The following is a 22,679-nucleotide window of genomic DNA, read 5'->3' on the forward strand; positions in this document are numbered from 1 at the left end:
ACACAGGCTTCTTACGGGCGTTCGAGGACGGCCGTGACTCCCTGGCCGCCGGCCGCGCAGATGGAGATGAATCCGCGCGACGGGCCGCCCCTCTCGGCCAGCAGCTTGGCCAGCGTCGCGGTGATGCGGGCGCCGGTGGCGGCGAAGGGGTGGCCGGTGGCCAGCGAGGACCCGGCGACGTTGAGGCGGCCGCGGTCGATGGCGCCGAGGTTGGTGGTGTCGAGGGCGGTGGCGTCGAGGGCGGTGGCGCCGAGCGCGGTGGCCGGGGCCTCCCAGGCGGCGAGGGTGGCAAGGACCTGGGATGCGAAGGCCTCGTGGATCTCGTAGAGGTCGAAGTCCTGGGCCAGGTTCAGCCCGGCCCGCTTCAGCATGCGGGGAGCCGCGTGGACCGGGGCCATCAGCAGGCCCTCGTCCCCGCCGGCCTCCCCTGCGACAAAGGGCACGGCCGCGGTCTCGTACGCCGTCAGGTACGCGAGCGGCTCCAGGCCGTGCTCCTGCGCCCAGGCGTCGCTGGCCAGGAGGACGAGGGCGGCGCCGTCGGTGAGCGGGGTGGAGTTGCCGGCGGTCATCGTGGCGCCCTCTTCGGAGGTCCCGAAGACCGGCTTGAGCCGCGCCAGCTTCTCGGCCGTGGAGTCCGGGCGCAGGTTCTGGTCGCGCGTCAGGCCCCGGTAGGGCGTGACGAGGTCGTCGAGGAGGCCGCGCTCGTACGCCGCCGCGAGGTGCCGGTGGCTGGCGGCGGCGAGTTCGTCCTGCTCGGCGCGGCCGATCTCCCACCGGCGGGCGGTGATCGCGGCGTGCTCGCCCATGGACAGGTGGGTGCGCGGCTCGGCGTTGCGCGGGATCTCGGGGACCAGGTGGCGGGGGCGGATGCGGGCCAGCGCCCTGACGCGGGCTCCGGCCGACCTGGCGCGGCGGGTGTCGAGGAGGATGCGGCGCAGTTCGTCGTTGAGGGCGAGCGGGGCGTCGCTGGTGGTGTCGGCGCCGCCCGCGATGCCGCACTCGATCTGGCCGAGGGCGATCTTGTTGGCGACGGCGATGATCGCCTGGATGCCGGTGTCGCAGGCCTGCTGCAGGTCGTACGCGGGTGTTGCGGGGTCCAGCGCGCTGCCGAGCACGGTCTCGCGGGCGAGGTTGAAGTCGCGGCTGTGCTTGAGGACGGCACCCGCGACGAACTCGCCCACGCGGGCGCCTTCGAGGTGCGTGCGCTCGACGAGCCCGGCGAGGGCGGCGCCCAGCATGTCCTGGTTGGAGGCGGTCGCGTAGGGGCCGTCGGAGCGGGCGAAGGGGATGCGGTTTCCGGCGATGACCGCGACGCGGCGGGGGAAGCTGCTCATGACTGGCGGTGCCCTTCCTAGGCTTCCGGGGGCTTCCTTGGCGGGCTTGCACTTACCTCCGGTAACCTTACTCATGCGTAAATTTACTCCCGAGTAAGGAGAAGGCCAATGGGTGATACGGGCGATCTGGGCGACCGGTACGTGCGTTTCGTGGGCTCCGCGCCCGGCCGGTTCCTCACCCGGAGGCTCGGACTCCCCCAGCCGGTGCCGTTGCGCGGCGCGCTCGACGGGCCGGTCCTGCGGCTCGACCAGGGCGACAAGGCGGAGGACGGCGTCACCTACGCCGGGGTCGTGCTAGACGCGACGGGGCTCGCCTCGGCCGGTGCGCTGAGCCAGGTGCACGCCGCCCTGCACCCCGTCATCCGGTCCGTCGCCCCGTGCGGCCGCATCGTGGTCCTCGGCGCCGAGCCCGACCACGCCGATCACCATCAGGCCGCCGCCCAGCAGGGCCTGGAGGGCTTCGTACGCTCCCTCGGCAAGGAGGTCGGCCGCGGCAGGACCGTCCAGCTGCTGCGCATGGCGAAGGGCGCCGGGCCGGCGGACTCCGGGTCCACGCTGCGGTTTCTGCTCTCGCCGAGATCGGCCTACGTCTCCGGCCAGGTGATCCGCATCCTCCCGGCCTGGCCCGCGACCGCCGACGGCCCCCGCACCGCCCTGGTCACCGGCGCCGGGCGTGGCATCGGCGAGGCCGTCGCCACGGCCCTGGCCCGGGACGGCGCGCATGTCGTCTGCCTCGACGTGCCGCAGGCGGCGGAAGCGCTGGCCGAGGTCGCCCGGCGGATCGGCGGCACACCGCTCACCCTCGACATCACGGCCGACGACGCCGGTGAGCGCATAGCCGCCGCGCTCCCCGGCGGCGGCCTGGACGTCCTCGTCCACAACGCCGGCATCACCCGCGACCGGCGGCTCGCCAACATGCCGGCCGACCGCTTCGACTCCGTCATCGACGTCAACCTCGGCAGCGTCCTGCGCACCACCGACGCCCTGCTGTCCTCCGGCGCGCTGCGCGACGGCGGCCGGATCGTCGCCACCGCCTCCATCAGCGGCATCGCCGGCAACGCCGGCCAGACCAACTACGCCGCGAGCAAGGCCGGCATCATCGGCTTCGTACGCGCGCTGGCGCCCTCGCTCGCCGGGCGCGGCATCACCGTCAACGCAGTCGCCCCCGGCTTCATCGAGACCAGGATGACCGCCGCCGTGCCGTTCACGATCCGTGAGGCCGGGCGGCGGATGAACTCCCTCGGACAGGGCGGGCGCCCGGTCGATGTGGCGGAGACGGTGGCCTGGTTCGCGGATCCCGCGTCCGGTGGCGTCACGGGGCAGGTCGTGCGGGTGTGCGGCCAGAGCCTGCTGGGCGCGTGACGCAATGCCCCTGCTCCTGGTCCTCGCCAAAGGCGTCCTCACCGGCGTCGGCAAGAAGCCCTCGCCGGACGCCGCGCTGCCGGACACCCGGCTGCGGCTGCCGGCCGTACGGATCGATGCCGCGCGCATGGCCGCGTACGCGCGCGTGTGCGGCTTCCCTCCGGACGGCGGCGAGGTGCCGATCACGTATCCGCACATCCTCGGCTTTCCGCTCGCCGCACGGATCATGGCGGCGCGCGGCTTCCCGCTGCCGTTGCTGGGGCTGGTGCACACCTCGATAGAGATCACCCGGCACGGTCCGCTGGGCCCGCAGGACCGCCCGGAACTGACGGTTTACGCGGAGGAGTTGCGCCCCCACCACCGGGGGACGGAAGCCGTCGTCGTCACCGAGGCGCGGCTCGACGGGGGCCTGGTCTGGTACGACCGCAGTACGTATCTCGCGCGGCACCGCACCGGCCACGAGCCGGAGGGCGCGGCGGGGCGGGAAGGAACGGCGGCGCGGGAGCCGCTGCCGGTGGTGGAGAAGTGGGAGCTGCCGGCCGATCTGGGCCGCCGGCACGCCGCCGTGTCCGGGGACTACAACCCGATCCATCTGTACCCGCTCACGGCGAAGCCGCTGGGCTTCCCCCGCCCGATCGCCCACGGCATGTGGACGTTCGCCCGCTGCCTCGCGCAATCCCCCGGACCGCTGCGCGCCGCCCGCGCCGAGTTCAGGGCCCCGGTGCTGCTGCCGGGCGCGGTGACGTACGCGGCCGAGGGCGACGCCTTCGAGCTGCGGGGCGGGCCGGACGGCGGCCGGGTGCACTTGACCGGGTCGCGGGTCAGCCTCGCCTGAGCAGCGTCTCCAGGCCGGGCCAGGCGAAGTTCATCAGGATCGACGCGGTGTCGTGGGGCCCGCGCCCGGGTGCGGGGGCGGCGTTGGCCCAGTCGGCGAGGGACTCGGCGGCGCCGACGAGGGCGTGGGCGATGCCGGCGGCGTCACAGTCGGCGTCACCGGCGGCGGCGGAGACCAGGCCGGTGACATAGGCGACGAGGCCGGCGCGCATGCGGTCGACCTCGCGGGCGAAGGGCTCGCCCTGGGTGCGGGCCTGGCGGTAGAGCAGGGCCCAGCCGTCGGGGTGCTCGGCGGTGTGGGTGAAGAAGGCGCGCAGGCCGGAGCGGAGCTGGCGCTCGGGCCCGGCGCCGAGCTCGACGGAGTCGCGTACGGCGGTGTCCAGGGCGGCGGCCTCGCGCTGGATGCAGGCGGTGAAGAGCTCTTCCTTGGAGTTCAGGTAGAGATACACCAGCGGCTTGGACACCCCGGCCTGCTCGGCGATCTCGTCCATCGACGCCGCCCGGTATCCGCGGCGGGCGAAGGTGGTGACCGCGGCGCCGAGCATCTGCCGCTCCCGGACCGGTCGCGGAACCCGCTTGGCCACGGGAGCCGTCAGCCCTGGGCGGCGCGGGCGGCGTCGTCGGCCGCGTCCTCGTGGGAGGCCGTGGCGTCGAAGTTGCGCTTGGCCCGCTCGACGCGCTGGGAGACCTGCACCGAGGCTGCCTCGCGGGGGCCGCGCAGCAGGACGTAGCTCAGCGGACCGCTGATGACCAGGGCGAGGAGCATGACCCAGAACAGGTTGGAGTCGCCGAGGCCGGCGGGCAGTACGTGGATGTAGACCAGGCCCCATATGACGGCGAAGGAGCCGGCGAAAAGGCCGAGGCGCAGCAGCGAGTAGCGGAGCATGGGACTCGGCTTCCAGCTCACGGCGGATTCCCTCTTTCCTGTCGTTCGGCGGGCTCTGGGTCTGTGCTCATCCAGTGAAGCACGGCGCCCGGACAGTCAGGTCAGGGGGAGCCACATCATGATGTCGTCGCGGTAGTCGCCGGCCGACAGCCGCAGGCCGCCGGGGACCCGGCCGACCTCCTTGTAGCCGCAGCGCCCGTAGAAGTCCTCCAGGCCCATGCCGCCCCGGCAGGTGAGGCGGAGCGCCTCCAGGCCGAGGGCGCGGGCGTGGCGCTCGGCCTCTGCGAGCAGCTCGCGGCCGTGGCCGCCGCCCTGGAGGGAGGGGTGGATCATGACGGTGTAAAGCCAGCCCCAATGGCCCACGGTACGGCGGCCGTTGAGAGCGAAGAAGGCGGTGGCGGCCGGCCGCCCTTCCTCGCCGAGGCCGACGAGCAGCCGGACGCGGCCCCCGGCGATGGCGGCGGCATAGCCGTCCACCTCGGAGCGGATGTCGGCGCGGTCCACCGGGTTCTCGGCGAAGCCGACCGCGCCGCCCGCGTCGGAGACCTCGGCCCACAGATCGGTGACCTGGTCCAGGAGTACGGGGGTGATCTCGGGGTCGAATATGAAGGTGAGCGTCGGCGTGGTTCCCATGGCTCACGATCGTAGAAGAGAGGCCGGATCCTGGCGGAGACACTTCTTACTGCGGGATTACCCGTCTCTCACCCTGATCTCATGCGCCTTCCGTATCCTCGGGTCACACGTGCGCGCGGACAGCCCTCCGGAGCCGCCCCGGGGAAGCAGGCGTGTTGCGCGTGGGGGCGCTGCGCCTGCTTCTCCGGGGCAGCTCCGGCAGGGACTTCAGCGGGCCCGCCGGGCGACGGTGACGATCTCCCGGCTGGTGGCGGTGACGGCTCCGCGGTGCCAGTCGCCGTAGCGGGCCTCGGTCTCGAAGCCGGCGCCGGCGAGGAACGCGTCGAGCGCGTGGGCGTCGAGGAAGCGCAGTATCGAGCGGTCGAGGCGGAGCACGGTGCCGTCGGGCCTGGCGGTCGTCCCGGTGAAAGTGACCACGTCGCCGACGACGGAGTCGACCTCGTGCCAGACGCGCAGGGAACGGCCGGACGCGTCGACGACGTGGTGTTCGTTGGACGGGTTCCAGCCCTCCCAGGCACGCGCCTGCGGATGGCGGGTCTCGAAGACGAAGCGTCCGCCCGGGCGCAGCGCGGCGTGGACCGCGGCGAGCGAGGCGGACAGGTCCTCATCGATGACGAGGCACTGGAAGGCGTGCCCCGTCATGATCGCGAGGTCGAACTCGGCCGCCCATCCCGCGTCCGCCGCAGCGCCCTCGACCCACTCGATGTCCGTACGCCGTCGGGCCCGCGCCAGCGAGGCAGGGTCCGGGTCGAGACCGGTGAGACGGCCGGCGTGGCCGTGCTCGCGCGCGTAGGCGAGCATGGCGCCGGTGCCGCAGCCGACGTCAAGGACGGAGGCCGCGGCCATGACCAGCTCGTCGTAGAAGCGGTCGCCCGGGGAGAGTTCGGGGTTCCATGGGTTCAGCAGGTCGTACAGCGCTGCGGCGTCCGCGTCCGAGAACATCGCGACGGTACGGGAGTCAGAGCCGCATCGGCTGCGGCGCCTCGCGCCGCCCCGCGTCCGGGCCCGGGTACTCGCGGACGATCTCGTAGCGGGTGTTGCGCTCGACGGGCCGGAAGCCGGCGTCGCGGATGAGGTCGAGGAGGTCCTCGCGGGTGAGCTTGTTGGGCGTGCCGTAGTTGTCGGCGTCGTGGGTGATCTTGTACTCGACGACCGAGCCGTCCATGTCGTCGGCGCCGTGCTGGAGGGCGAGCTGGGAGGTCTGGATGCCGTGCATGACCCAGAAGACCTTGACGTGCGGGACGTTGTCGAAGAGCAGCCGGGAGACGGCGAAGGTCCTCAACGAGTCCGCGCCGGAGGCCATCGTGGTGCGCGCCTGGAGGGTGTTGCGGACCTTGCCGTCCTTCATGTCGACGAAGTCGTGCTGGTAGCGCAGCGGGATGAAGACCTGGAAGCCGCCGGTCTCGTCCTGCAGCTCACGCAGCCGCAGGACGTGGTCCACGCGGTGGCGGGGCTCCTCGATGTGGCCGTAGAGCATCGTGGAGGGGGTCTTGAGGCCCTTGCTGTGAGCGAGGCGGTGGATGCGCGACCAGTCTTCCCAGTGGGTGCGGTGGTCGACGATGTGCTGGCGGATCTCCCAGTCGAAGATCTCGGCGCCGCCGCCGGTGAGGGATTCCAGGCCCGCGTCGATCAGCTCGTCGAGGATCTCGGAGGCCGACAGGCCGGAGATCGTCTCGAAGTGGTGGATCTCGGTGGCGGTGAAGGCCTTGAGGGAGACGTTCGGGAGCGCTTCCTTGAGGGCCTTGAGGGAGCGCGGGTAGTAGCGCCACGGCAGCGTGGGGTGGAGGCCGTTGACGATGTGCAGCTCGGTGAGGCTCTCGCTCTCCATCGCCGAGGCGAGGCGGACGGCCTCCTCGATGCGCATCGTGTACGCGTCCTTCTCGCCGGGCTTGCGCTGGAAGGAGCAGTAGGCGCAGGAGGCGGTGCAGACGTTCGTCATGTTCAGATGCCGGTTGACATTGAAGTGGACGACGTCGCCGTTCTTCTTCTCCCGCACGTGGTGCGCGAGGCCGCCGAGCCAGGCCAGGTCGTCGGACTCGTAGAGGGCGATGCCGTCCTCGCGGGTGAGCCGTTCGCCCGCGTAGACCTTGTCCTCCAGCTCACGCTTGAGCCCAGCGTCCATGCCGCAGCCTCTCCCTCATATCAGTCCGATTCGACCCGGTCGAGCCTACGCCCCCGGCTCGTCGGGCAGTGCGCCGACCCTGTTCTCCCACTTGGCGCTCAGCACGATGGTGGTACGGGTCCGGGCCACGCCCTTGGTGCCGGACAGCCGGCGGATGGTGCGCTCCAGGCCGTCCACATCGGGGACGCGGACCTTGAGCATGTACGAGTCGTCGCCTGCGATGAACCAGCAGTCCTCGATCTCGTCCAGGTCCCGCAGCCGCCGGGCCACGTCCTCGTGGTCGGCGGCGTCGCTGAGCTGCAGGCCGACCAGGGCGGTGACGCCGAGGCCGAGCGCGGCGGGGGCGACGGTGGCCCGGTAGCCGGTGATGACGCCGGCCTGCTCCAGGCGGTTGATGCGGTCGGTGACGCTGGGGCCGGACAGGCCGACCAGCCGGCCCAGCTCGGCGTACGAGGCCCGGCCGTTCTCGCGAAGCGCCTGGATGAGCTGCCTGTCCACCGCGTCCATCAGAGTGGAACCCTTCATTCGTGTCACGACCGCACTGTCTGAACACGAATCTAAGGCATGAACGGGTTCACGCCCTGCGCATCTACTCGGTCCGGGGTTCCGTACGGGCTGCTCCGAGCTCGCCCTCCCACCGGCGGTAGAGCTTGTGCGGCACGCCCGCCGCGTCCAGCACCCGGCCCGCCACGAAGTCGACGAGGTCCTGGATGTCGGTCGCCCCCGCGTAGAACGCGGGCGAGGCCGGCAGCACCACGGCCCCCGCCTCGTCCAGTGCGACCAGGTGCCGCAGCGTCTGTCCGCTCAGCGGGGTCTCCCGCACCGCCACCACCAGCGGCCGGCGTTCCTTCAGCGTCACGCTCGCCGCCCGCTGCAGCAGATCCTTGGACAGCCCCAGCGCCACCCCCGCCACGCACGCCGTGCTGGCCGGCACGATCAGCATCCCCTTCACCGCGTACGAGCCCGAGCTCGGCCCCGCCGCGAGGTCCCCGGCCGCCCAGTACCGCACGTCGCTCACATCAGCCCCCGCGAAGCGGTCCGGTGTCCCGTCGGCGCCGCGCGCCAGCCACCGGGCCAGGTCCTCGCGCCAGTGCGCGTCCCGCAGCGGGGCCCCCGTCTCGTCCAGCACGGTGAGCCGGGCGGCCCGGCTCACGACCAGGTCCACGGCCTCGCCCGCCTGCAGCAGGCCCCGTAGGACGGCCGCCGCGTACGGCGTCCCGGAAGCGCCAGAAACCCCGACGATCCACGGTTTACGGGCCGGGCGCGGGGGCACTCGCGGGGTGCTGTCGTCCATGTCCGCGAGCGTAGTGCAACCTTTCGGCCGCTCCGCGTGTCATTACTGGCCGGAAACATCGTCCCGACGATCGTCCCCACGTCCCCACGAGGAGTACGCCATCAACACCATGCGCAAGGGCGCGGCCGCGGCCGGCTGCGTCGCCTTCATAGCCACCGCCGCGGTTTCCTGCGGCACGGTCGCGAACCTGAGCGCCGGGGCCAAGGTCCAGCAGGCCTTCGCCAAGCTCGGCGAGCAGAAGGCCATGACCATGACGGTCGGCTTCGACGGGACCGAGGCGCAGATCTGGTCGGCGCTGAAGGGCGAGGACGACTTCACGCACGACAACGCGAAGATGCTCGCGGACCTGGACGTCTCCATGTCCGTGAGCTCCGACCAGGTGCTGACGAAGGCGAAGGACGGCTCCGTGGCCGTCACCGTGTCCACCGGCGGCGACACGTCGCTGCTGGAGGTCCGCAGCCTGAACGGCAGGAAGCTCTACGTGAAGGCCGACCTGAAGCAGCTCATGACGCTCGGGGCATCGGCCGGCGACGCGGAGAGCAAGGCGGACCTCAAGGAGTTCCAGTCGATGCTCGACCAGGCGGACAAGCTGCCGTCGTCCTACAAGTCCGTGAAGAACCTTCTCGGCGGCAAGTGGGTCTCGATCGACCCGGACTCCTTCGGGGAGTTCGCGAAGGAGTTCGGCGGCAGCGACACCGGCACCGGCACCAGCACCGACGCGCTCGACCCCAAGACCCAGCAGGCGATCGTCAAGGCGGTCGCCAAGGCCATCGGTTCCAACGCGACCTTCAAGGACGCCGGCAGCAAGAACGGCGCCGACCACGTCACGGTCACCGTCCCGGCCGCCAAGACCGCCGACGCCATCGCCAAGGCGCTCAAACCGTACAAGGACGACCTCCCCGACGGCTTCGACCCCGCCGACCTCAAGGACGTCCCGAAGAAGAACATCACCCTCGACGTCGCCCTCAAGGACGGCGCCCTGTCCGGCATCACCGTCGATGTCGCGCAGTTCGACAAGGGGGTCAAGGGCAGGCTCCCGCTCACCATCGGCTTCGGCGCCGACGCGAAGCCCGTCCGGGCCCCGGCCGGCGCCACCGTGCTCAACCCGCAGGACATCATGGGCGCGATGATGGCGCTCATGACGGACAGCGGTTCGGCCCCGTCGTAGCCGGGTTTCAGCCCGTCCGGCGGTTGAGGACACGCCCGTAGCGCCTGAGCGCCGCGTACAGCGCGGCGCTCACGGCGAAGCCGACGACGCACGTGATGTCGCCGATCCCCGGCCAGTGCTCGGCGGCCGGGCCGACGTACTTCGTCTGGTTGGAGAACAGCGCGATCGACACCGCCATCCCCACCACCAGCGCGATCGGCCCGGCCCAGTTCGCGTACCCGGGGTCGGTGAGCTTCGCCGCGAGCCCGTCGTGCTCGGCCTTGCGCGAGAGCCACTGCTCGACGAGGACGATGCCGAGCCAGGGGGCCACCCAGTACGAGATGACCAGCAGGAACGCCTCGTAGGACGCTCCCGCGTCGTCGAGCCCGCTCCAGGCGAAGAGCATGCCCAGCACGCCGAAGACCACGACGAGCGTGCTGCGGCCCAGCCAGCCGGGCAGTCGCAGGCCCATCGCGGTGAACGATATCGAGGAGGAGTAGATGTTCAGCGCGTTCGCCGAGATCGCGCCGATGATGATCGCAAGCAGCGTCAGATTGCCGAGCCAGCCCGGCAGATGGCCGGTGAAGGCGGCCGTCGGTGTGGCGTCCTTCGGCGAGGCGATGGTGGCGGAGGCGGCCCCGATGAGGGAGATGAAGGTGACGGAGGCGAAGAGCCCGACCGCGGGAAAGACGGCGGTCTTCCACTTCGCCGTCGCGGCCGGCAGGTAGCGGGTGTAGTCGGAGGCGTAGGAGTTCCAGCCCGCCGTGTAGCCGAAGGCCGTGCTGAAGGCGAGCAGGAAGCCGCCGGTGCCGCCGTGGTACGCCGCCGGGGCGCCCAGGTCGGAAGCGCGGAAGGTCCAGATCGCGGCCAGCACGAAGATGATGCCGAGGACGGGGAAGGCATACCGCTCGAAGGCGTGCACGAAGTTGTGCCCGATGAAACCGATCGCGATCTGCGCGGCCACGACGACAAACAGGCTCGGCAGCGGGTTCAGCCCGGTCAGCGTGTCCAGGGCGAAGGCCGCGCTCACGCTGTTGACGGCGAACCAGCCGATGCCCGCCACCGCCGCATTGATCCCGGACGGCAGCGCGTTGCCCCGGTAGCCGAAGGCGAGCCGCCCGGCGACCATCTGCGGCACCCCGAAGCGCGGCCCCTCCAGGCTGAGGATGCCCTGGAAGACGGCCCCGACCGCGGCGCCGAGGACCAGTGCGAACGCCGCCTGCCAGAAGGTCAGCCCGAAGGCGATGACCGGCAGCACACCGATGAAGACGGTCGCGAACTCGATGTTGGGCGAGGCCCAGGTCCACAGCAGGTGCACAGGACTGCCGTGGCGCTCGGCGGCCGGGATGGGCTCGGCACCCGCCGTTTCGACGGCGATCACCTTGTCGCCGTACGCGGGTACTGCGGGGGGCGCCTCGGCGCCCGCGCTGGCTGGACTGGCTGGAGCTGTCGTCATGCCCCTCAACTATCCGGACTCGCGCGCCTCCGCCCAATGGGCGGGTTGTCCGGACCGGCAGCCGTCGATGCGTACAGCGTGTACGCGGCTGCCTGTTGTACGCGTCAGGCCTGCGCTTCGCCCTCGTCCTTCTTCTCGTCGCTCTTCTTCTCGTCGCTCTTCCTGTCCTTGAGCGACCTGAGGAACTCGGGGTTGTCGTCGGGCGCGACGAACTGCGCGCCGCGGCGGTTGCGGTGCCACTGCGACGGAGTGCTGCCGCCTTCCGCCGGGACGCCGCGGTTCCTGCCCGCCACCAGCCAGGCGACCGGGCCGACCAGCACCTCGCCGAAGAACAGGATGATCAGGACCCACACCACCTTGGGCAGCCCGCGCACCTCGTTCTCGGGTGTCTGCACGCAGTCGATGAAGGCGTAGATCCACAGCCCGAGCACCAGCAGGGGCAGCACATACCTGATCATCTCGAAGCTTCCTCGGAAACGGTGGTGACGGTGGTGACAGGGACGACCGGGACGGACCGCTTGCCCCAGTTGCGCCACAGGACGGTCCCCAGGATGGGAACGGCCAGCAGGAGCAGCAGCCAGCCCACCTTGGGCAGACCGCGTATCTGCGCCGCCGGCGTCTGGACGCAGTCCACCAACGCCCAGATGTACAGCGCCAGGATCACCGCGTAGAGCACCCAGGCCACGACCGTCGTCATCGGATTCCCCGTTCCGCGACGCCCGCCACGGGCCCCGCTGTCCGGGTCAATCTACTGGGTGCCCGATACTGGGAGGCATGGCTTACGACGATCTTCGCTCCCTCCTGCGGGCCCTGGAGCGCGACGGCGACCTCAAACGCATCAAGGCCGAGGTCGACCCCTACCTGGAGGTCGGGGAGATCGTCGACCGCGTCAACAAGGCGGGCGGCCCGGCGCTGCTCTTCGAGAACGTCAAGGGCTCCTCGATGCCCCTGGCCATGAACGTCTACGGCACCGACCGCCGCCTCCTCAAGGCGCTGGGGCTGAAGTCCTACAGCGACATCAGCGACCGGATCGGCGGCCTGCTCAAGCCCGAACTGCCGCACGGCTTCGTCGGCTTCCGCGAGGCCTTCGGCAAGCTGGCCGGGATGACCCATGTCCCGCCGAAGAAGGTCAAGTCCTCCGACGCCCCCGTCCAGGAGGTCGTCCTCACCGGCGACGACGTGGACCTGGAGGCGCTCCCGGCCCTGTTCACCTGGCCGGACGACGGCGGCTCCTTCTTCAACCTGGGCCTTACGCACACCAAGGACCCGGAATCCGGCGTGCGCAACCTCGGCCTCTACCGGCTGCAGCGGCACGACCGCCGCACCATCGGCATGCACTGGCAGATCCACAAGGACAGCCGCAACCACTACAAGGTCGCCGAGCGGCGCGGCGAGCGGCTGCCCGTCGCGATCGCCTTCGGCTGCCCGCCGGCCGTCACGTACGCCTCCACCGCCCCTCTCCCGGGCGACATCGACGAGTACCTCTTCGCGGGCTTCGTCCAGGGCAAGCGCGTCGAGATGGTCGACTGCAAGACGGTGCCCCTGCAGGTGCCCGCACAGGCCGAGGTCGTGCTGGAGGGCTGGCTGGAGCCCGGCAAGACTCTCCCCGAGGGCCCGTTCGGCGACCACACCGGCTTCTACACCCCGCAGGAGCCCTTCCCGGCCCTGACGATCGACTGCGTGACGATGCGGAAGCGGCCACTGCTGCAGTCCATCGTGGTCGGCCGGCCCCCGACAGAGGACGGGCCACTGGGGCGGGCCACCGAGCGGTTCTTCCTGCCGCTGCTCAAGATCATCGTGCCGGACATCGTGGACTACCACCTCCCCGAGGCGGGCGGCTTCCACAACTGCGCGATCGTCTCGATCGACAAGAAGTACCCCAAGCACGCCCAGAAGGTCATGCACGCCATCTGGGGCGCCCACATGATGTCCCTCACCAAGCTGATCGTCGTCGTCGACTCCGACTGCGACGTCCACGACCTCCACGAGGTCGCCTGGCGGGCTCTCGGCAACACCGACTACGCCCGCGACCTGAGCATCGTCGAAGGCCCGGTCGACCACCTCGACCACGCCTCCTACCAGCAGTTCTGGGGTGGCAAGGCGGGCATCGACGCGACCCGGAAGCTGCCCGAGGAGGGCTACACCCGGGACGGCGGCTGGCCGGAGATGGTGCTGTCCGACCCGGATACAGCGGCGACGGTCGACCGCCGCTGGAAGGAGTACGGCCTGTGAGTTCCGCTTCCGCCGCGATCCCGCAGCCGGGACGCACCAAAGCCTTCCTGCGCCTGGTGATGATCGAGCACTCGGTCTTCGCGCTGCCCTTCGCCTATATCGCCTCCCTCACCGCGATGTTCCGGCTCGACGGCAACATCCACTGGGGGCGGCTGTTCCTCGTCACCCTCGCCATGGTGGGCCTGCGCACCTTCGCGATGGCCGCCAACCGGATCATCGACCGCGAGATCGACGCCCGTAACCCCCGCACCGCCCACCGGGAGCTGGTCACCGGCGCGATGTCGGTGAAGCACGCCTGGACCGGCGCCCTGATCGCCCTGGTGTTCTTCCTCGGCGCGGCCGCCCTGCTCAACCCGCTGTGCCTGGCGCTCGCCCCGCTCGCGGTCTTCCCGATGGTGCTCTATCCGTACGGGAAGCGGTTCACGAACTTCCCCCAGGCCATCCTGGGCCTCGCCCAGTCCATGGGCCCGATCGGCGCCTGGCTGGCCGTCACCGGCGAGTGGTCCTGGGAAGCGGTGATCCTCGGCCTCGCCGTGGGCATCTGGATCGGCGGCTTCGACCTGATCTACGCCTGCCAGGACGTGGACTCCGACCGCGAGTCCGGCGTGCTGTCGGTGCCCGCCCGCTTCGGCGTCCCGGCCGCCATCCGGGCCGCCCGGGGCTGCCACGCCGTCACCACCGCCCTCCTCCTCTGGTACGCCCTGGCCACCGGTGCGGGCGCCTTCTTCTGGCTCGGCCTGGCGATCGTCGCCGGCGCCTTCCTCTACGAGCACAGCATCGTCCGGCCGCACGACCTGTCCCGGCTGAACCGGGCCTTCTTCAGCGTCAACGGGTTCATCGGGATCGCGCTGTTCGTGTGCGCACTGCTCGACCTCGCGGTGCGGGGCCTCAGCCCTTGACGAAGGGGATCGCGAGGAGCTTCGGGTAGGACCACCACTGGCCGGTGTTCGCCTTGGTCGTGCCGATGACGGCGAACACGAAGCCGGCGATGCAGTACAGGACGAGGGCGGCGAAGAGCACGCCCGCGATCACCGGGAGGGCCGGCAGGCCGCTGGGCATGTCGCCGTCGCTGTGCGAGACGAGCGTGAAGATGAGCCCGAAGTAGGCCACGGCTCCCAGGATCATGCCGACCGTGAGCGCGATCGCCTGCGTGATGGCGTGGTTGAGGGCCTGGGTGGCGTGGTGCCGTATGAAGGGGTCGTGCCGGTTCTGCTGGTCGTTGCGGATCACCAGCGGAACGATCCAGCACAGCATCGGGCCCAGACAGCAGACGCTGCTGCCCACGGCCAGCGTGATGACCAGACCCAGGTGGGCCCACATCGCGATGCTGGTCGGCGACCGGATCGGCGGAGGCGGCGGGTAGTACCCCGGGCCCGGGTACCCGGGCGGCGGCGGAAACGGCGGCTGCGGTGCACCGGACCCCGCGCCGGATCCCGCGTCGGGCCCCGCCTCGGGCGCGGATTCAGAAGAAGCAGCCTCGGAAGCGGGCTCGTCGGGCTGCTTGGCGAAATCAGTCACAAAATCCCCCGGAAAGTGACGCCGACCGCTCCCCACGGGTCAGCGCATGCTCACGGATGCTACGTCACGGAAGAGAAAGGCCGAAGCCACGCCCCCTAACAGCCCGAAGAGATGGCCCTGCCAGGACACGCCCTGGGCGGTCGGGAGCACGCCCCACAATATGGATCCGTAGTACACGGCGACGGCCAGTCCGACCGCGATGTCGAGCAGCCTGCGGTCGACGAAGCCGCGGATGAGCAGATAGCCGAAGAGCCCGAAGACGACACCGGACGCGCCCGCCGTGTTCGTGCCGGCGGGAGCGACCAGCCAGACGCCGAAGCCACTGGTGAGAACGATGACGAAGACGACGCCCAGGAAGCGGCCTATGTCGCGCAGCGCGGCGAGGAAGCCGAGGACGAACAGCGGGATGCTGTTGGCGGCGACATGGTCGAAGCCGAAGTGGATGAAGGCGGCCGGGATGATGTCGCGGAGCTCGCCGATCTCGCGCGGCACGATGCCGAAGGTGTCGAGGCTGTGGTGCGTCTTGACGTCCACCGCTTCGAGCAGCCAGAGCAGACCGACCCAGGCGAGCATCAGCCCGCCGGCGGCCTTGACCCGGTCGCCGGGTTTTGCTCCTGACGCGTACCCCACCGAATCCCCCTTCGGTCGCTGTCATCCAGCTGTCATCCAAAGGTAGACAACGCCTCGGACATCCGGGGTGGTTCCGTCAAGCCGCGAGCGCCCCCGGGCGCGCCTGCGCGCCTCGCAGGATGCGGTGGGCGCAGGCCGCGACAAGGAGCTCGGAGTGCAGTTCGGGGTCGGTCACCGGCGCGCCCAGCAGCAGCTCGATGCGCTCCAGGCGCTGGTAGAGGGACTGGCGGCCGATGTGCAGCAGGGCTGCCGTGCGGGTGGGGCTGCAGCCGTGCCGGAGGTGCACCTCAAGGGTGCGGACGAGGTCGCTGCCGTGGGCGGACTCCCAGTCCAGGAGCGGGGCGAGGGTGTGGGAGACGAGCCGGGCGAGCCGGGCGCGGTTGGGCTCGACGCCGCCGCGGGTGAGTTCGCGCTCAAGGGCCAGCGCGCGCGAGGACGTGATGACGGGGCCGGGGCGGCCCGGCTCGGCGGAGGAGACGGTCAGGGCGAGTTCGAGCGCCGTGCGGGCCGCTCGCAGCGTGTCGCTCCAGTCCGTCCAGGGCCCGTCGGCAGGCACGGCGTGCCCGACGGCGGCGGTGAGGCCTGCGGTGGTGAGGCCCGCGGCGGTGAGGCCTGCAGTTGCCGTGGCCCGCAGGGCCTCCTGCAGGGCGCGTACGGGATCGCGTACGGACCCGGGGAGGGCGAACAGGGCCAGGGTGTCACCGGGGAAGGCGGCGCGCAGCACATGACCGCCGAGGGCTCGGGCGGCCGTGTCGAGGACGGCCGGGGCGGCCCCGTGCGCCGAGAGGCCGAGGAGCCGTTGGGAGGCGGACGGCAGGAATCCGGCCAGCGCCGAGCGGGCCGAGACCTCGGGCTGGTTGACGGCCCGGCCCTCCGCCAGGTCGGAGAGCAGGCCGGCGGCGTACGCGGACCGTTCCGGCGGCCCGTCGCGGCGCTCGCGCGCGGCCCTGGCGGCCATCCCGTGGGCGATGATCGCGGTGTTGGCGGCCTCCGTGATCCGTACGAACGGCACCACCTTGCGCAGGGCGACGAGCGGCAGCCCGTGCCGGCGGCTCTCCTCCACCACCTCCGGCGGGATGTCCGGCAGTGAGCGGCCGACCTCGAAGGCGACCCCGGCGATCTCCCGGGCGGCCAGCTCGCGCACCCAGTGACGGCGGGCACCGGCGTCGGCGGTGGCCAGCCCGAGGCCCGTGGTGAGCAGGAGTTCGCCGCCGGACAGCAGGGGGCCGATCTCGTAGATCTCACTGGAATGGACCCAGCGGACCGGCCGGTCCAGGACGTCCGCACCGGACAGGACGTCGGGGGCGGCCTCCGCCACGCAGTCGAGGTCCAGGATCTCCCGGAGTGAGATCAGAGCGGAAATCGCGGTCATGCAGGCCTCCCGGGACTGACACTTCGTCCGGATGCGGGTTGTCGGGAGAGTACTTTCCGCACGTTGCCGGGGTGTTTCCGGACGTACAGAGTGGTCATCATGAAGCTCGACGACGCACACACGATGCTGGCGACCGCCGTCGCCGAGGCCCGCGCCGGGCTCGCCGAGGGCGGCATCCCCATCGGGGCCGCACTGTACGGCCCGGACGGGCGCACGGTCCTGGGGCGCGGGCACAACATGCGCGTGCAGGACGGCGACCCGTCCGCGCACGGCGAGACCTCCGCCTTCCGTGCGGCGGGCCGGCAGCGCACGTACCGGGGTACGACGATGGTGACCACCCTGTCGCCGTGCTGGTACTGCAGCGGTCTGATCCGTCAGTTCGGGATCTCGCGGGTGGTGATCGGCGAGGCGCGGACGTTCTACGGCGGCCACGACTGGCTGGCCGAGAGCGCCGGTGTGGAGGTCGTGTTGCTCGACGACCCCGAGTGCGTCACTCTCATGACCGACTTCATCAAGGACCGGCCCGAACTCTGGAACGAGGACATCGGCGAATAGCGCGGTGACCGCGTACGTTCGCCGGGTTGCGCAACCGGACGGACCCGGCGAACCATTCCGGTCACCGCACCAGGCCACCGGCACCACCCCACCGCTTCCGACCCCCGAGGAGAAACCGCATGTCCCCGTCCCACCCGCCGCGCGTCCCCACCATCGACCTTCGGCCCTGGCTGTCCGGCGACCCCGAGGCCCGCGCGCGCATCGCGACCACCGTCGACGAGGCCCTGCAGAGCGCCGGTTTCCTCCTGGTGACCGGCCACGGCGTCGACCCCGCGCTGCGCAGCGGCATTCGGGACGCCGCCCGCGCCTTCTTCCGTCTCCCGCCCGCCGCGAAGGAGGCGTACGCCGTCAAGGTCGGCGGCCGGGGCTGGCTCGGCCCGGGTGCGGAGGCGAACGCCTACGCGGAGGGCATCGAGACCCCGCCCGACCTCAAGGAGTCCTGGTCCTTCGCGGCGGACGAGCCGACCGGCGACCCGGAGATCGACGAGGAGTGGTTCCGGCCCAACGTCTGGCCGGACGAGGCGCCGGAACTCCACGCCATGGTGACGGATTACCTGGGCCGCATGCGCGTGCTGTCCGACCAGCTTCTGGAGCTGCTGGCCGCCGCCCTGGGCCGGCCGGCCGACTTCTTCACCAGCCACACCGGCCACCCCACCTGGGGCTTCAACATCAACTGGTACCCGGGCACCGACACCGTCGGCGAGCCCGAGCCCGGCCAGTTCCGCATCGGCCCGCACACGGACTTCGGCACCGTCACCGTCCTGGACCGCCAGCACGGCAAGGGCGGGCTCCAGGTCTTCACCGACGAGGGCGGCTGGGAGGACGCCCCGTACGACCCCGAGGCCTTCACCATCAACATCGGTGACCTGATGGCCCGCTGGACCGGCGACCGCTGGCGCTCCGGCCGCCACCGCGTCCTTCCGCCGCCGTCGGACGCCCCGGCGGAGGAGCTGATGTCGCTGGTCTACTTCTACGAGTGCGACACCCGGACCCTCGTCGAGTCGCTTCCGGCGCCGACCGGCCGGGTGACGTACGAGCCCGTGGACTCGCACACGTATCTGCGCGCCAAGCTGGATTCCATCAGCGTGGGTTGACCGGACCCACTGATCGCATTTGCGATGACTTGATGCATCGTTCACGCGACTTCCCTCTTCCTGCCGCCCTGCGGTGCCGACGCACCGGAAGAGTCGCATGCGGCCCAACGAGGCCTCATGCGACTCAAGGGAAGAGGGACCCCCATGCCCGACCTGACCCGACGCAGACTCCTCGGTTCGGCAGCCGGAGCGATCGGCGGCGCCGCCGCGCTGACGCTTCTCCCGCCGAGCATCCAGCAGGCGGTCGCCGCCGGTCCGGCGACCCACGGCTCCCTGGACGACATCGAGCACGTCGTCCTGCTCATGCAGGAGAACCGCTCCTTCGACCACTACTTCGGCACGATGAAGGGCGTACGCGGCTTCGCCGATCCCGACGCCCTGACCCTGTCCACCGGCAGCCCCCGCGACTGCCCGACGACACCGCCGAGCAGCTCACCGAGGCCGAGTGGGAGGTCGCGAACCTCCCGAAGCCGACCCTGCCGGGTGCCGACCAGACTCCTCCGGTGCAGGAGCGCGGCCGGCGCAGGCGCCGCTGACAGCTCGTACGGCACGCACGGCACATGCGTAAGGGCCGCCCTCCAGGAGGGCGGCCCTTACCTACGTATGCTCACACGCCGGCGTACGAGTGCTTGCCGGTGATGAAGATGTTCACGCCGTAGTAGTTGAACAGGAAGCACGCGAAGGCCAGCAGGGCCAGGTAGGCGGCCTTGCGGCCCTTCCACCCGGCGGTGGCGCGGGCGTGCAGATAGCAGGCGTAGAGGACGAAGGTGATGAAGGACCAGGTCTCCTTGGGGTCCCAGCCCCAGTAGCGGCCCCAGGCGGCCTCGGCCCAGATCGCGCCCGCGACGATGGTGAAGGTCCAGAGCGGGAAGACCGCCGCGTTGACGCGGTACGCGAACTTGTCGAGGGTCGAGGCGGCGGGGAGACGGGACATGGCGTTGGCCCAGCGGCCCTTGTTGGGCTTGCCCTGGAGCAGGCCGCTCTCGTAGCTGTCACGGAACAGGAAGAGGAAGGTCGCGGTCGCGCCGAGGAAGAACAGGGCGCCGGAGATGATCGCGCACGAGACGTGGATCCACAGCCAGTAGGAGTGGAGCGCGGGGACCAGCTGGTCGCTGGCGGTGTAGAGAACGGAGACGGCCATGCCGAGATCGAGAAGGACCGCGGTGGTGATGAACAGGCCGATCCAGCGGACGTTCTTGCCGAGCGCCAGCAGCACGAGGTACGCGGTGACCGCCGTGGCGCCGAAGGTCGTCGAGAACTCGTACATGTTGCCCCAGGGGGCCCGCTCGACCGAGATGGCACGGGCCACGACCCCGCCGACGTGCAGCGCCCAGGCGAGCACGGTGAGCGAGATGGCGATCCGCCCGTACATGTCGCCCTGCTCGTCCTCGCCGGCCGCTCCGGGACCGTCGGGGATGCCGCGGTCGCTGGCGGTGGCCCGCGTGACGACCTGCGGCCGCTCGATGACCGCGGTGCCGCCCGCGGACTTCACGGTGACGGCCGGCTTGGCCGCCGCCGCGGTCACCAGGGCCGCCGACTGGACGGCGACCTTGCTCCGGCTGCCGAAGGTCCACTCGGTGACGTGCGCGAGAAACGCCAGCGTGTAGACGGCCATCGCGGAGTAGATCAGGTAGTTGCTGATGTGGGCGACGTTCTCGTTGACCGCGGCAGCAGCGAGGTTCACGCGCGGGCTCCTTCGTCCTCGGGCTGGGTTTCTTCGGAAGCTTCGGAGGTTTCTTCGGGCGGTTGCTCTGCTTGGACCGGTGCCGTGACCAGCAGGATGTCCACGAACGTGCCGAGTTCGTCGGCGATCTTCGCCGACTCGCTGCGGCCGAGGCCGGCCAGCTCCACGACCGTGACGCCGTCGTCGCCACGCACCGCGCGCACCCACACCCGGCGGCGCTGGATGAACAGCGAGCCGGCCAGGCCGATGATCGCGGAGAAGGCGCTGGTCAGTGCCCAGCCGGTGGCCGGCTGGTGGGTGACCTGGAACTGGGCGAAGGTCTTGATGCCGTCGAAGGTGATCGAGCCGGCGCCGTTGGGCAGCGTCATGGTGTCGCCGACCTGCATCGCCTTCGAGACGATGTTGCCCTTGCTGTCCTTGAACTGCTTCAGGTTCTTGGTGTCCAGCTGGTACACGTTCTGCGGCAGCCCGGAGTCGACGCCCAGGTCGCCGTGGTACGCGGTGAGGATGAGCGCGGGGTTCGCCAGCGCGGGGAAGACGGAGATCGGCCCCAGGGTGCTGTCCAGCTTGAAGCTCGGGGTGAACAGCCCGCTGAAGCCGAGCTGGTCCGCCTTCCCGTTCTTGTCCACCGCGTCGGGCACCTTGATCACACCGGTGGAGGTCAGGTTGGCGTCCGTCGGCAGGAAGGCGACCGCGCCGGAGTAGACGACCGTGCCGCTGCCGTCCTTGACGGTCACCACGGGGGCGTAGCCGTGGCCGTTGAGGTAGACCTTCGAGCCGGCGATCTCCAGTGGCTTGTTGACCTCGATCGCGCCCTTGTGCTTCTTGCCGTCCGCGCCCGTCCAGTAGTGGATGTTGGCACGGAAGGTGCGGGCGCTGCCCTTGTCGGGGCCGCTGGTGGCGTACGTGGCGGTGAAGCTGTCCAGGTCGAACCCAAAGGCGTTCAGGTCGTCGGCGCCGTAGAAGGAGCCGGGGGTGAAGTCGTCGTACGCGGTGATGGTGTTGGCGAATCCGTCGCCCTCGACGATCAGCTTGCTGCCGTCGCCCTTCCACAGCTGCCCGACCGCGAAGGAGATCAGCAGCCCGAACAGCGCGATGTGGAAGAGCAGGTTTCCCGCCTCGCGCAGGAAGCCCTTCTCCGACGCGACGGCCGTGCCCGCGCGTGCCGTACGGAAACGCCGCCTGCGCAGCGCGCTCTGCGCGCTCTCCAGCACCTCGTCCGGCTCGGCCGGCGTACGCCAGGTCGCGTAAGCGGGCAGCCGGGTCAGGTTGCGCGGGGCGGCCGGGGGCTTGGAGCGGAGCTGGCCGACGAACTGCCAGCTGCGCGGGATGATGCAGCCGGCGAGGGAGACGAACAGCAGGATGTAGATCGCCGAGAACCACACCGAGCTGTAGACGTGGAAGAGGCCGAGCTTCTCGTAGAGCGGCGCGACTGTGGGGTGCGCGTCCGTGAAGTCCTGTGCCTTGACCGCGTTCGTGCTGGTCTGCGGGATGAGCGAGCCGGGGATCGCGGCCAGCGACACCAGGAAGAGCAGGATCAGCGCGACCCGCATCGAGGTCAGCTGACGCCACATCCAGCGCAGCCAGCCCCACACCTCGCGCGCCGTCCACGCGGTCGCGCCGACGAAACCCGGCTTGCGCAGGCCGCCGAAGGAGCCGGGCACGACGGTGCCCGCTTCCTCCTCCTCGGGGGCGGTGGACAGTTGCGCGCCGGCCGCGCCGAGCTCTTTCTCATCGGTCTTGTCGGTCGTGCTCATCGATCAGATCCCTGGGGTGAAGCCGGAAGACCAGATCTGCATCTGGTAGACGATGTGGTCCCAAACGCCGGTGACGAGCAGCACGCCGACCGCGACGAGCATGCCGCCGCCGATCCGCATGACCCACACATAGTGGCGCTTGACCCAGCCGAAGGCGCCCAGCGCGCGGCGGAAGGCGACCGCGGCGAGTATGAACGGCAGGCCGAGGCCGAGGCAGTAGAAGACGGTGAGCAGCGCCCCGCGCGCCGCGCTGGCCTCGTTGAACGCCAGCGTCTGGACCGCGCCGAGCGTCGGGCCGATGCACGGCGTCCAGCCGATGCCGAAGAGCACGCCGAGCAGGGGCGCGCCGGCCAGCCCCATCGCGGGCCGCTTGTGGAATCGGAACTCGCGCTGGGTGAATCCGCCGACCAGGCCCATGAAGGCCAGCCCCATGACGATGGTGAGGGCGCCCAGCACCTTGGTGATGACGTCCTTGTGCTCCTGCAGCGTCCAGCCGAAGTTGCCGAACAGCGCGCCCCCGGAGACGAAGACCGCCGTGAAGCCGAGCACGAACAGAGAGGCCCCGGCGACCATCCGGCCCCGTTTGGCCTCGGCCAGGTCGGTGCCGGTGACCCCGGTCACGTAGGAGAGATAGCCGGGCACGAGCGGCAGCACGCAGGGCGAGAAGAAGGAGACCAGCCCGCCGAGCACCGCGATGGGCACGGCGGCCAGCAGCGCCCCGCTGAGCACTGTCTGGTTGTAGTCGCCCGCCGCCGCAGAAACGATCACG

At 70.8% G+C, this 22,679-nt stretch carries 24 protein-coding genes and 1 pseudogene; 8 read left to right on the top strand and 17 right to left on the bottom strand.

Features of this window, described 5'->3' with window-relative positions; translation table 11 throughout:
* Positions 1–11 precede the first annotated feature (11 nt).
* Positions 12–1,334 carry an acetyl-CoA C-acetyltransferase gene (locus OG607_RS18515; RefSeq protein WP_405724332.1) on the bottom strand — a complete coding sequence of 441 codons (1,323 nt, stop codon included), beginning with the start codon at positions 1,332–1,334 and terminating at the stop codon, positions 12–14.
* A gap of 126 nt (positions 1,335–1,460) precedes the next feature.
* Here OG607_RS18515 and OG607_RS18520 point away from each other — a divergent pair, with 126 nt between their 5' ends.
* Both OG607_RS18520 and OG607_RS18525 read left to right on the top strand, forming a co-directional pair.
* Positions 1,461–2,696 (top strand): 3-oxoacyl-ACP reductase, encoded by a 1,236-nt coding sequence (locus tag OG607_RS18520; RefSeq protein WP_405736873.1) that lies wholly within the window; start codon positions 1,461–1,463, stop codon positions 2,694–2,696.
* A 4-nt stretch (positions 2,697–2,700) separates the two neighbouring features.
* Positions 2,701–3,531 (top strand): MaoC/PaaZ C-terminal domain-containing protein, encoded by an 831-nt coding sequence (locus tag OG607_RS18525; RefSeq protein ID WP_405724334.1) that lies wholly within the window; start codon positions 2,701–2,703, stop codon positions 3,529–3,531.
* Here the strand turns inward: OG607_RS18525 and OG607_RS18530 are convergent.
* The 7 genes from OG607_RS18530 to OG607_RS18560 form a co-directional block, all read right to left on the bottom strand.
* Complete coding sequence (locus tag OG607_RS18530) at positions 3,518–4,075, bottom strand: TetR/AcrR family transcriptional regulator (protein ID WP_405724336.1); 558 nt, start codon at positions 4,073–4,075, stop codon at positions 3,518–3,520. The genes OG607_RS18525 and OG607_RS18530 overlap by 14 nt on opposite strands.
* 47 nt (positions 4,076–4,122) lie before the next feature.
* A complete protein-coding gene (locus OG607_RS18535; protein ID WP_405736875.1) occupies positions 4,123–4,416 on the bottom strand; it encodes a DUF4229 domain-containing protein in 294 nt (97 codons plus the stop codon).
* Between the two features lie 96 nt (positions 4,417–4,512).
* Positions 4,513–5,049 (bottom strand): GNAT family N-acetyltransferase, encoded by a 537-nt coding sequence (locus OG607_RS18540; RefSeq protein ID WP_405724338.1) that lies wholly within the window; start codon positions 5,047–5,049, stop codon positions 4,513–4,515.
* A gap of 207 nt (positions 5,050–5,256) precedes the next feature.
* Entirely contained in the window at positions 5,257–5,991 is a 735-nt protein-coding gene (locus tag OG607_RS18545; protein ID WP_405724340.1) for a class I SAM-dependent methyltransferase, read from the bottom strand.
* A gap of 16 nt (positions 5,992–6,007) precedes the next feature.
* Positions 6,008–7,171 carry an aminofutalosine synthase MqnE gene (gene mqnE / locus OG607_RS18550; protein WP_405724342.1) on the bottom strand — a complete coding sequence of 388 codons (1,164 nt, stop codon included), beginning with the start codon at positions 7,169–7,171 and terminating at the stop codon, positions 6,008–6,010.
* 45 nt (positions 7,172–7,216) lie between these two features.
* Positions 7,217–7,678, bottom strand: a complete 462-nt coding sequence (locus tag OG607_RS18555; RefSeq protein ID WP_329322008.1) for an Lrp/AsnC family transcriptional regulator — start codon at positions 7,676–7,678, stop codon at positions 7,217–7,219.
* An 82-nt stretch (positions 7,679–7,760) separates the two neighbouring features.
* Positions 7,761–8,465 carry a UbiX family flavin prenyltransferase gene (locus OG607_RS18560; RefSeq protein WP_405724344.1) on the bottom strand — a complete coding sequence of 235 codons (705 nt, stop codon included), beginning with the start codon at positions 8,463–8,465 and terminating at the stop codon, positions 7,761–7,763.
* Positions 8,466–8,574: 109 nt separating this feature from the next.
* Here OG607_RS18560 and OG607_RS18565 point away from each other — a divergent pair, with 109 nt between their 5' ends.
* Positions 8,575–9,633 carry a hypothetical protein gene (locus OG607_RS18565; RefSeq protein ID WP_405724346.1) on the top strand — a complete coding sequence of 353 codons (1,059 nt, stop codon included), beginning with the start codon at positions 8,575–8,577 and terminating at the stop codon, positions 9,631–9,633.
* Positions 9,634–9,640: 7 nt separating this feature from the next.
* Here OG607_RS18565 and OG607_RS18570 read toward each other — a convergent pair whose 3' ends face one another.
* The 3 genes from OG607_RS18570 to OG607_RS18580 all read right to left on the bottom strand — a co-directional run bounded on the left by OG607_RS18570 (position 9,641) and on the right by OG607_RS18580 (position 11,765).
* Entirely contained in the window at positions 9,641–11,068 is a 1,428-nt protein-coding gene (locus tag OG607_RS18570; protein ID WP_405724348.1) for a purine-cytosine permease family protein, read from the bottom strand.
* 104 nt (positions 11,069–11,172) lie between these two features.
* Positions 11,173–11,526, bottom strand: a complete 354-nt coding sequence (locus tag OG607_RS18575; protein ID WP_405724350.1) for a PLD nuclease N-terminal domain-containing protein — start codon at positions 11,524–11,526, stop codon at positions 11,173–11,175.
* A complete protein-coding gene (locus OG607_RS18580) occupies positions 11,523–11,765 on the bottom strand; it encodes a PLDc N-terminal domain-containing protein (protein WP_405724352.1) in 243 nt (80 codons plus the stop codon). Before OG607_RS18580 ends, OG607_RS18575 begins: the two co-directional genes overlap by 4 nt.
* 77 nt (positions 11,766–11,842) lie before the next feature.
* On the opposite strand from OG607_RS18580, the gene OG607_RS18585 reads away from it, so the two are divergent.
* Positions 11,843–13,300 (top strand): menaquinone biosynthesis decarboxylase, encoded by a 1,458-nt coding sequence (locus OG607_RS18585; protein ID WP_405724354.1) that lies wholly within the window; start codon positions 11,843–11,845, stop codon positions 13,298–13,300.
* The gene (mqnP, locus tag OG607_RS18590) at positions 13,297–14,199 is read left to right on the top strand and encodes a menaquinone biosynthesis prenyltransferase MqnP (protein ID WP_405724356.1); all 903 of its coding nucleotides are present in this window, start codon (positions 13,297–13,299) and stop codon (positions 14,197–14,199) included. The genes OG607_RS18585 and mqnP overlap by 4 nt, the downstream gene beginning before the upstream one ends.
* Here mqnP and OG607_RS18595 read toward each other — a convergent pair.
* The 3 genes from OG607_RS18595 to OG607_RS18605 all read right to left on the bottom strand — a co-directional run bounded on the left by OG607_RS18595 (position 14,189) and on the right by OG607_RS18605 (position 16,820).
* Positions 14,189–14,620 carry a DUF4870 domain-containing protein gene (locus OG607_RS18595; RefSeq protein WP_405724358.1) on the bottom strand — a complete coding sequence of 144 codons (432 nt, stop codon included), beginning with the start codon at positions 14,618–14,620 and terminating at the stop codon, positions 14,189–14,191. The genes mqnP and OG607_RS18595 overlap by 11 nt on opposite strands.
* Positions 14,621–14,857: 237 nt before the next feature.
* On the bottom strand, positions 14,858–15,391 hold the full coding sequence (locus tag OG607_RS18600; RefSeq protein ID WP_405736879.1) for a rhomboid family intramembrane serine protease: 534 nt from the start codon (positions 15,389–15,391) through the stop codon (positions 14,858–14,860).
* A 133-nt stretch (positions 15,392–15,524) separates the two neighbouring features.
* Positions 15,525–16,820, bottom strand: coding sequence for a PucR family transcriptional regulator (locus OG607_RS18605; RefSeq protein WP_405724360.1), 1,296 nt, complete (start codon positions 16,818–16,820; stop codon positions 15,525–15,527).
* Positions 16,821–16,919: 99 nt separating this feature from the next.
* Between OG607_RS18605 and OG607_RS18610 the strand changes: the two genes are divergently transcribed.
* From OG607_RS18610 to OG607_RS18620, 3 genes and pseudogenes are all read left to right on the top strand, one after another.
* Positions 16,920–17,375, top strand: a complete 456-nt coding sequence (locus tag OG607_RS18610) for a nucleoside deaminase (protein ID WP_405724362.1) — start codon at positions 16,920–16,922, stop codon at positions 17,373–17,375.
* A 119-nt stretch (positions 17,376–17,494) separates the two neighbouring features.
* A complete protein-coding gene (locus tag OG607_RS18615; protein ID WP_405724364.1) occupies positions 17,495–18,469 on the top strand; it encodes an isopenicillin N synthase family dioxygenase in 975 nt (324 codons plus the stop codon).
* 144 nt (positions 18,470–18,613) lie between these two features.
* Positions 18,614–18,865: pseudogene (locus OG607_RS18620) on the top strand (alkaline phosphatase family protein); the annotation flags it as partial.
* Positions 18,866–19,076: 211 nt separating this feature from the next.
* On the opposite strand, the gene ccsB reads toward OG607_RS18620, so the two are convergent.
* From ccsB to OG607_RS18635, 3 genes are read right to left on the bottom strand one after another with little or no spacing between them, the layout of a single operon-like run.
* Positions 19,077–20,153, bottom strand: a complete 1,077-nt coding sequence (gene ccsB, locus OG607_RS18625; protein ID WP_405724366.1) for a c-type cytochrome biogenesis protein CcsB — start codon at positions 20,151–20,153, stop codon at positions 19,077–19,079.
* On the bottom strand, positions 20,150–21,910 hold the full coding sequence (locus tag OG607_RS18630) for a cytochrome c biogenesis protein ResB (RefSeq protein WP_405724368.1): 1,761 nt from the start codon (positions 21,908–21,910) through the stop codon (positions 20,150–20,152). The genes ccsB and OG607_RS18630 overlap by 4 nt, the downstream gene beginning before the upstream one ends.
* A gap of 3 nt (positions 21,911–21,913) precedes the next feature.
* Positions 21,914–22,675: a cytochrome c biogenesis CcdA family protein gene (locus OG607_RS18635; RefSeq protein WP_405736881.1), complete on the bottom strand. Its 762-nt coding sequence runs from the start codon at positions 22,673–22,675 to the stop codon at positions 21,914–21,916.
* Positions 22,676–22,679 lie beyond the last annotated feature (4 nt).

Origin of the sequence: Streptomyces sp. NBC_01537 (assembly GCF_045040445.1) — a bacterium.
Classification (GTDB): Bacteria; Actinomycetota; Actinomycetes; order Streptomycetales; family Streptomycetaceae; genus Actinacidiphila.

What these genes read in the sequence shown, in the direction of transcription:
- OG607_RS18515 (WP_405724332.1), bottom strand. Translation starts at nt 1,334, where the DNA reads ATGAGCAGCTTCCCCCGCCGCGTCGCGGTCATCGCCGGAAACCGCATC.
- OG607_RS18525 (WP_405724334.1), top strand. Translation starts at nt 2,701, where the DNA reads ATGCCCCTGCTCCTGGTCCTCGCCAAAGGCGTCCTCACCGGCGTCGGC.
- OG607_RS18530 (WP_405724336.1), bottom strand. Translation starts at nt 4,075, where the DNA reads ATGCTCGGCGCCGCGGTCACCACCTTCGCCCGCCGCGGATACCGGGCG.
- OG607_RS18535 (WP_405736875.1), bottom strand. Translation starts at nt 4,416, where the DNA reads ATGCTCCGCTACTCGCTGCTGCGCCTCGGCCTTTTCGCCGGCTCCTTC.
- OG607_RS18540 (WP_405724338.1), bottom strand. Translation starts at nt 5,049, where the DNA reads ATGGGAACCACGCCGACGCTCACCTTCATATTCGACCCCGAGATCACC.
- OG607_RS18545 (WP_405724340.1), bottom strand. Translation starts at nt 5,991, where the DNA reads ATGTTCTCGGACGCGGACGCCGCAGCGCTGTACGACCTGCTGAACCCA.
- mqnE (WP_405724342.1), bottom strand. Translation starts at nt 7,171, where the DNA reads ATGGACGCTGGGCTCAAGCGTGAGCTGGAGGACAAGGTCTACGCGGGC.
- OG607_RS18555 (WP_329322008.1), bottom strand. Translation starts at nt 7,678, where the DNA reads ATGGACGCGGTGGACAGGCAGCTCATCCAGGCGCTTCGCGAGAACGGC.
- OG607_RS18560 (WP_405724344.1), bottom strand. Translation starts at nt 8,465, where the DNA reads ATGGACGACAGCACCCCGCGAGTGCCCCCGCGCCCGGCCCGTAAACCG.
- OG607_RS18565 (WP_405724346.1), top strand. Translation starts at nt 8,575, where the DNA reads ATGCGCAAGGGCGCGGCCGCGGCCGGCTGCGTCGCCTTCATAGCCACC.
- OG607_RS18570 (WP_405724348.1), bottom strand. Translation starts at nt 11,068, where the DNA reads ATGACGACAGCTCCAGCCAGTCCAGCCAGCGCGGGCGCCGAGGCGCCC.
- OG607_RS18575 (WP_405724350.1), bottom strand. Translation starts at nt 11,526, where the DNA reads ATGATCAGGTATGTGCTGCCCCTGCTGGTGCTCGGGCTGTGGATCTAC.
- OG607_RS18580 (WP_405724352.1), bottom strand. Translation starts at nt 11,765, where the DNA reads ATGACGACGGTCGTGGCCTGGGTGCTCTACGCGGTGATCCTGGCGCTG.
- OG607_RS18585 (WP_405724354.1), top strand. Translation starts at nt 11,843, where the DNA reads ATGGCTTACGACGATCTTCGCTCCCTCCTGCGGGCCCTGGAGCGCGAC.
- OG607_RS18595 (WP_405724358.1), bottom strand. Translation starts at nt 14,620, where the DNA reads ATGTGGGCCCACCTGGGTCTGGTCATCACGCTGGCCGTGGGCAGCAGC.
- OG607_RS18600 (WP_405736879.1), bottom strand. Translation starts at nt 15,391, where the DNA reads ATGCTCGCCTGGGTCGGTCTGCTCTGGCTGCTCGAAGCGGTGGACGTC.
- OG607_RS18605 (WP_405724360.1), bottom strand. Translation starts at nt 16,820, where the DNA reads ATGACCGCGATTTCCGCTCTGATCTCACTCCGGGAGATCCTGGACCTC.
- OG607_RS18610 (WP_405724362.1), top strand. Translation starts at nt 16,920, where the DNA reads ATGAAGCTCGACGACGCACACACGATGCTGGCGACCGCCGTCGCCGAG.
- OG607_RS18615 (WP_405724364.1), top strand. Translation starts at nt 17,495, where the DNA reads ATGTCCCCGTCCCACCCGCCGCGCGTCCCCACCATCGACCTTCGGCCC.
- OG607_RS18630 (WP_405724368.1), bottom strand. Translation starts at nt 21,910, where the DNA reads ATGAGCACGACCGACAAGACCGATGAGAAAGAGCTCGGCGCGGCCGGC.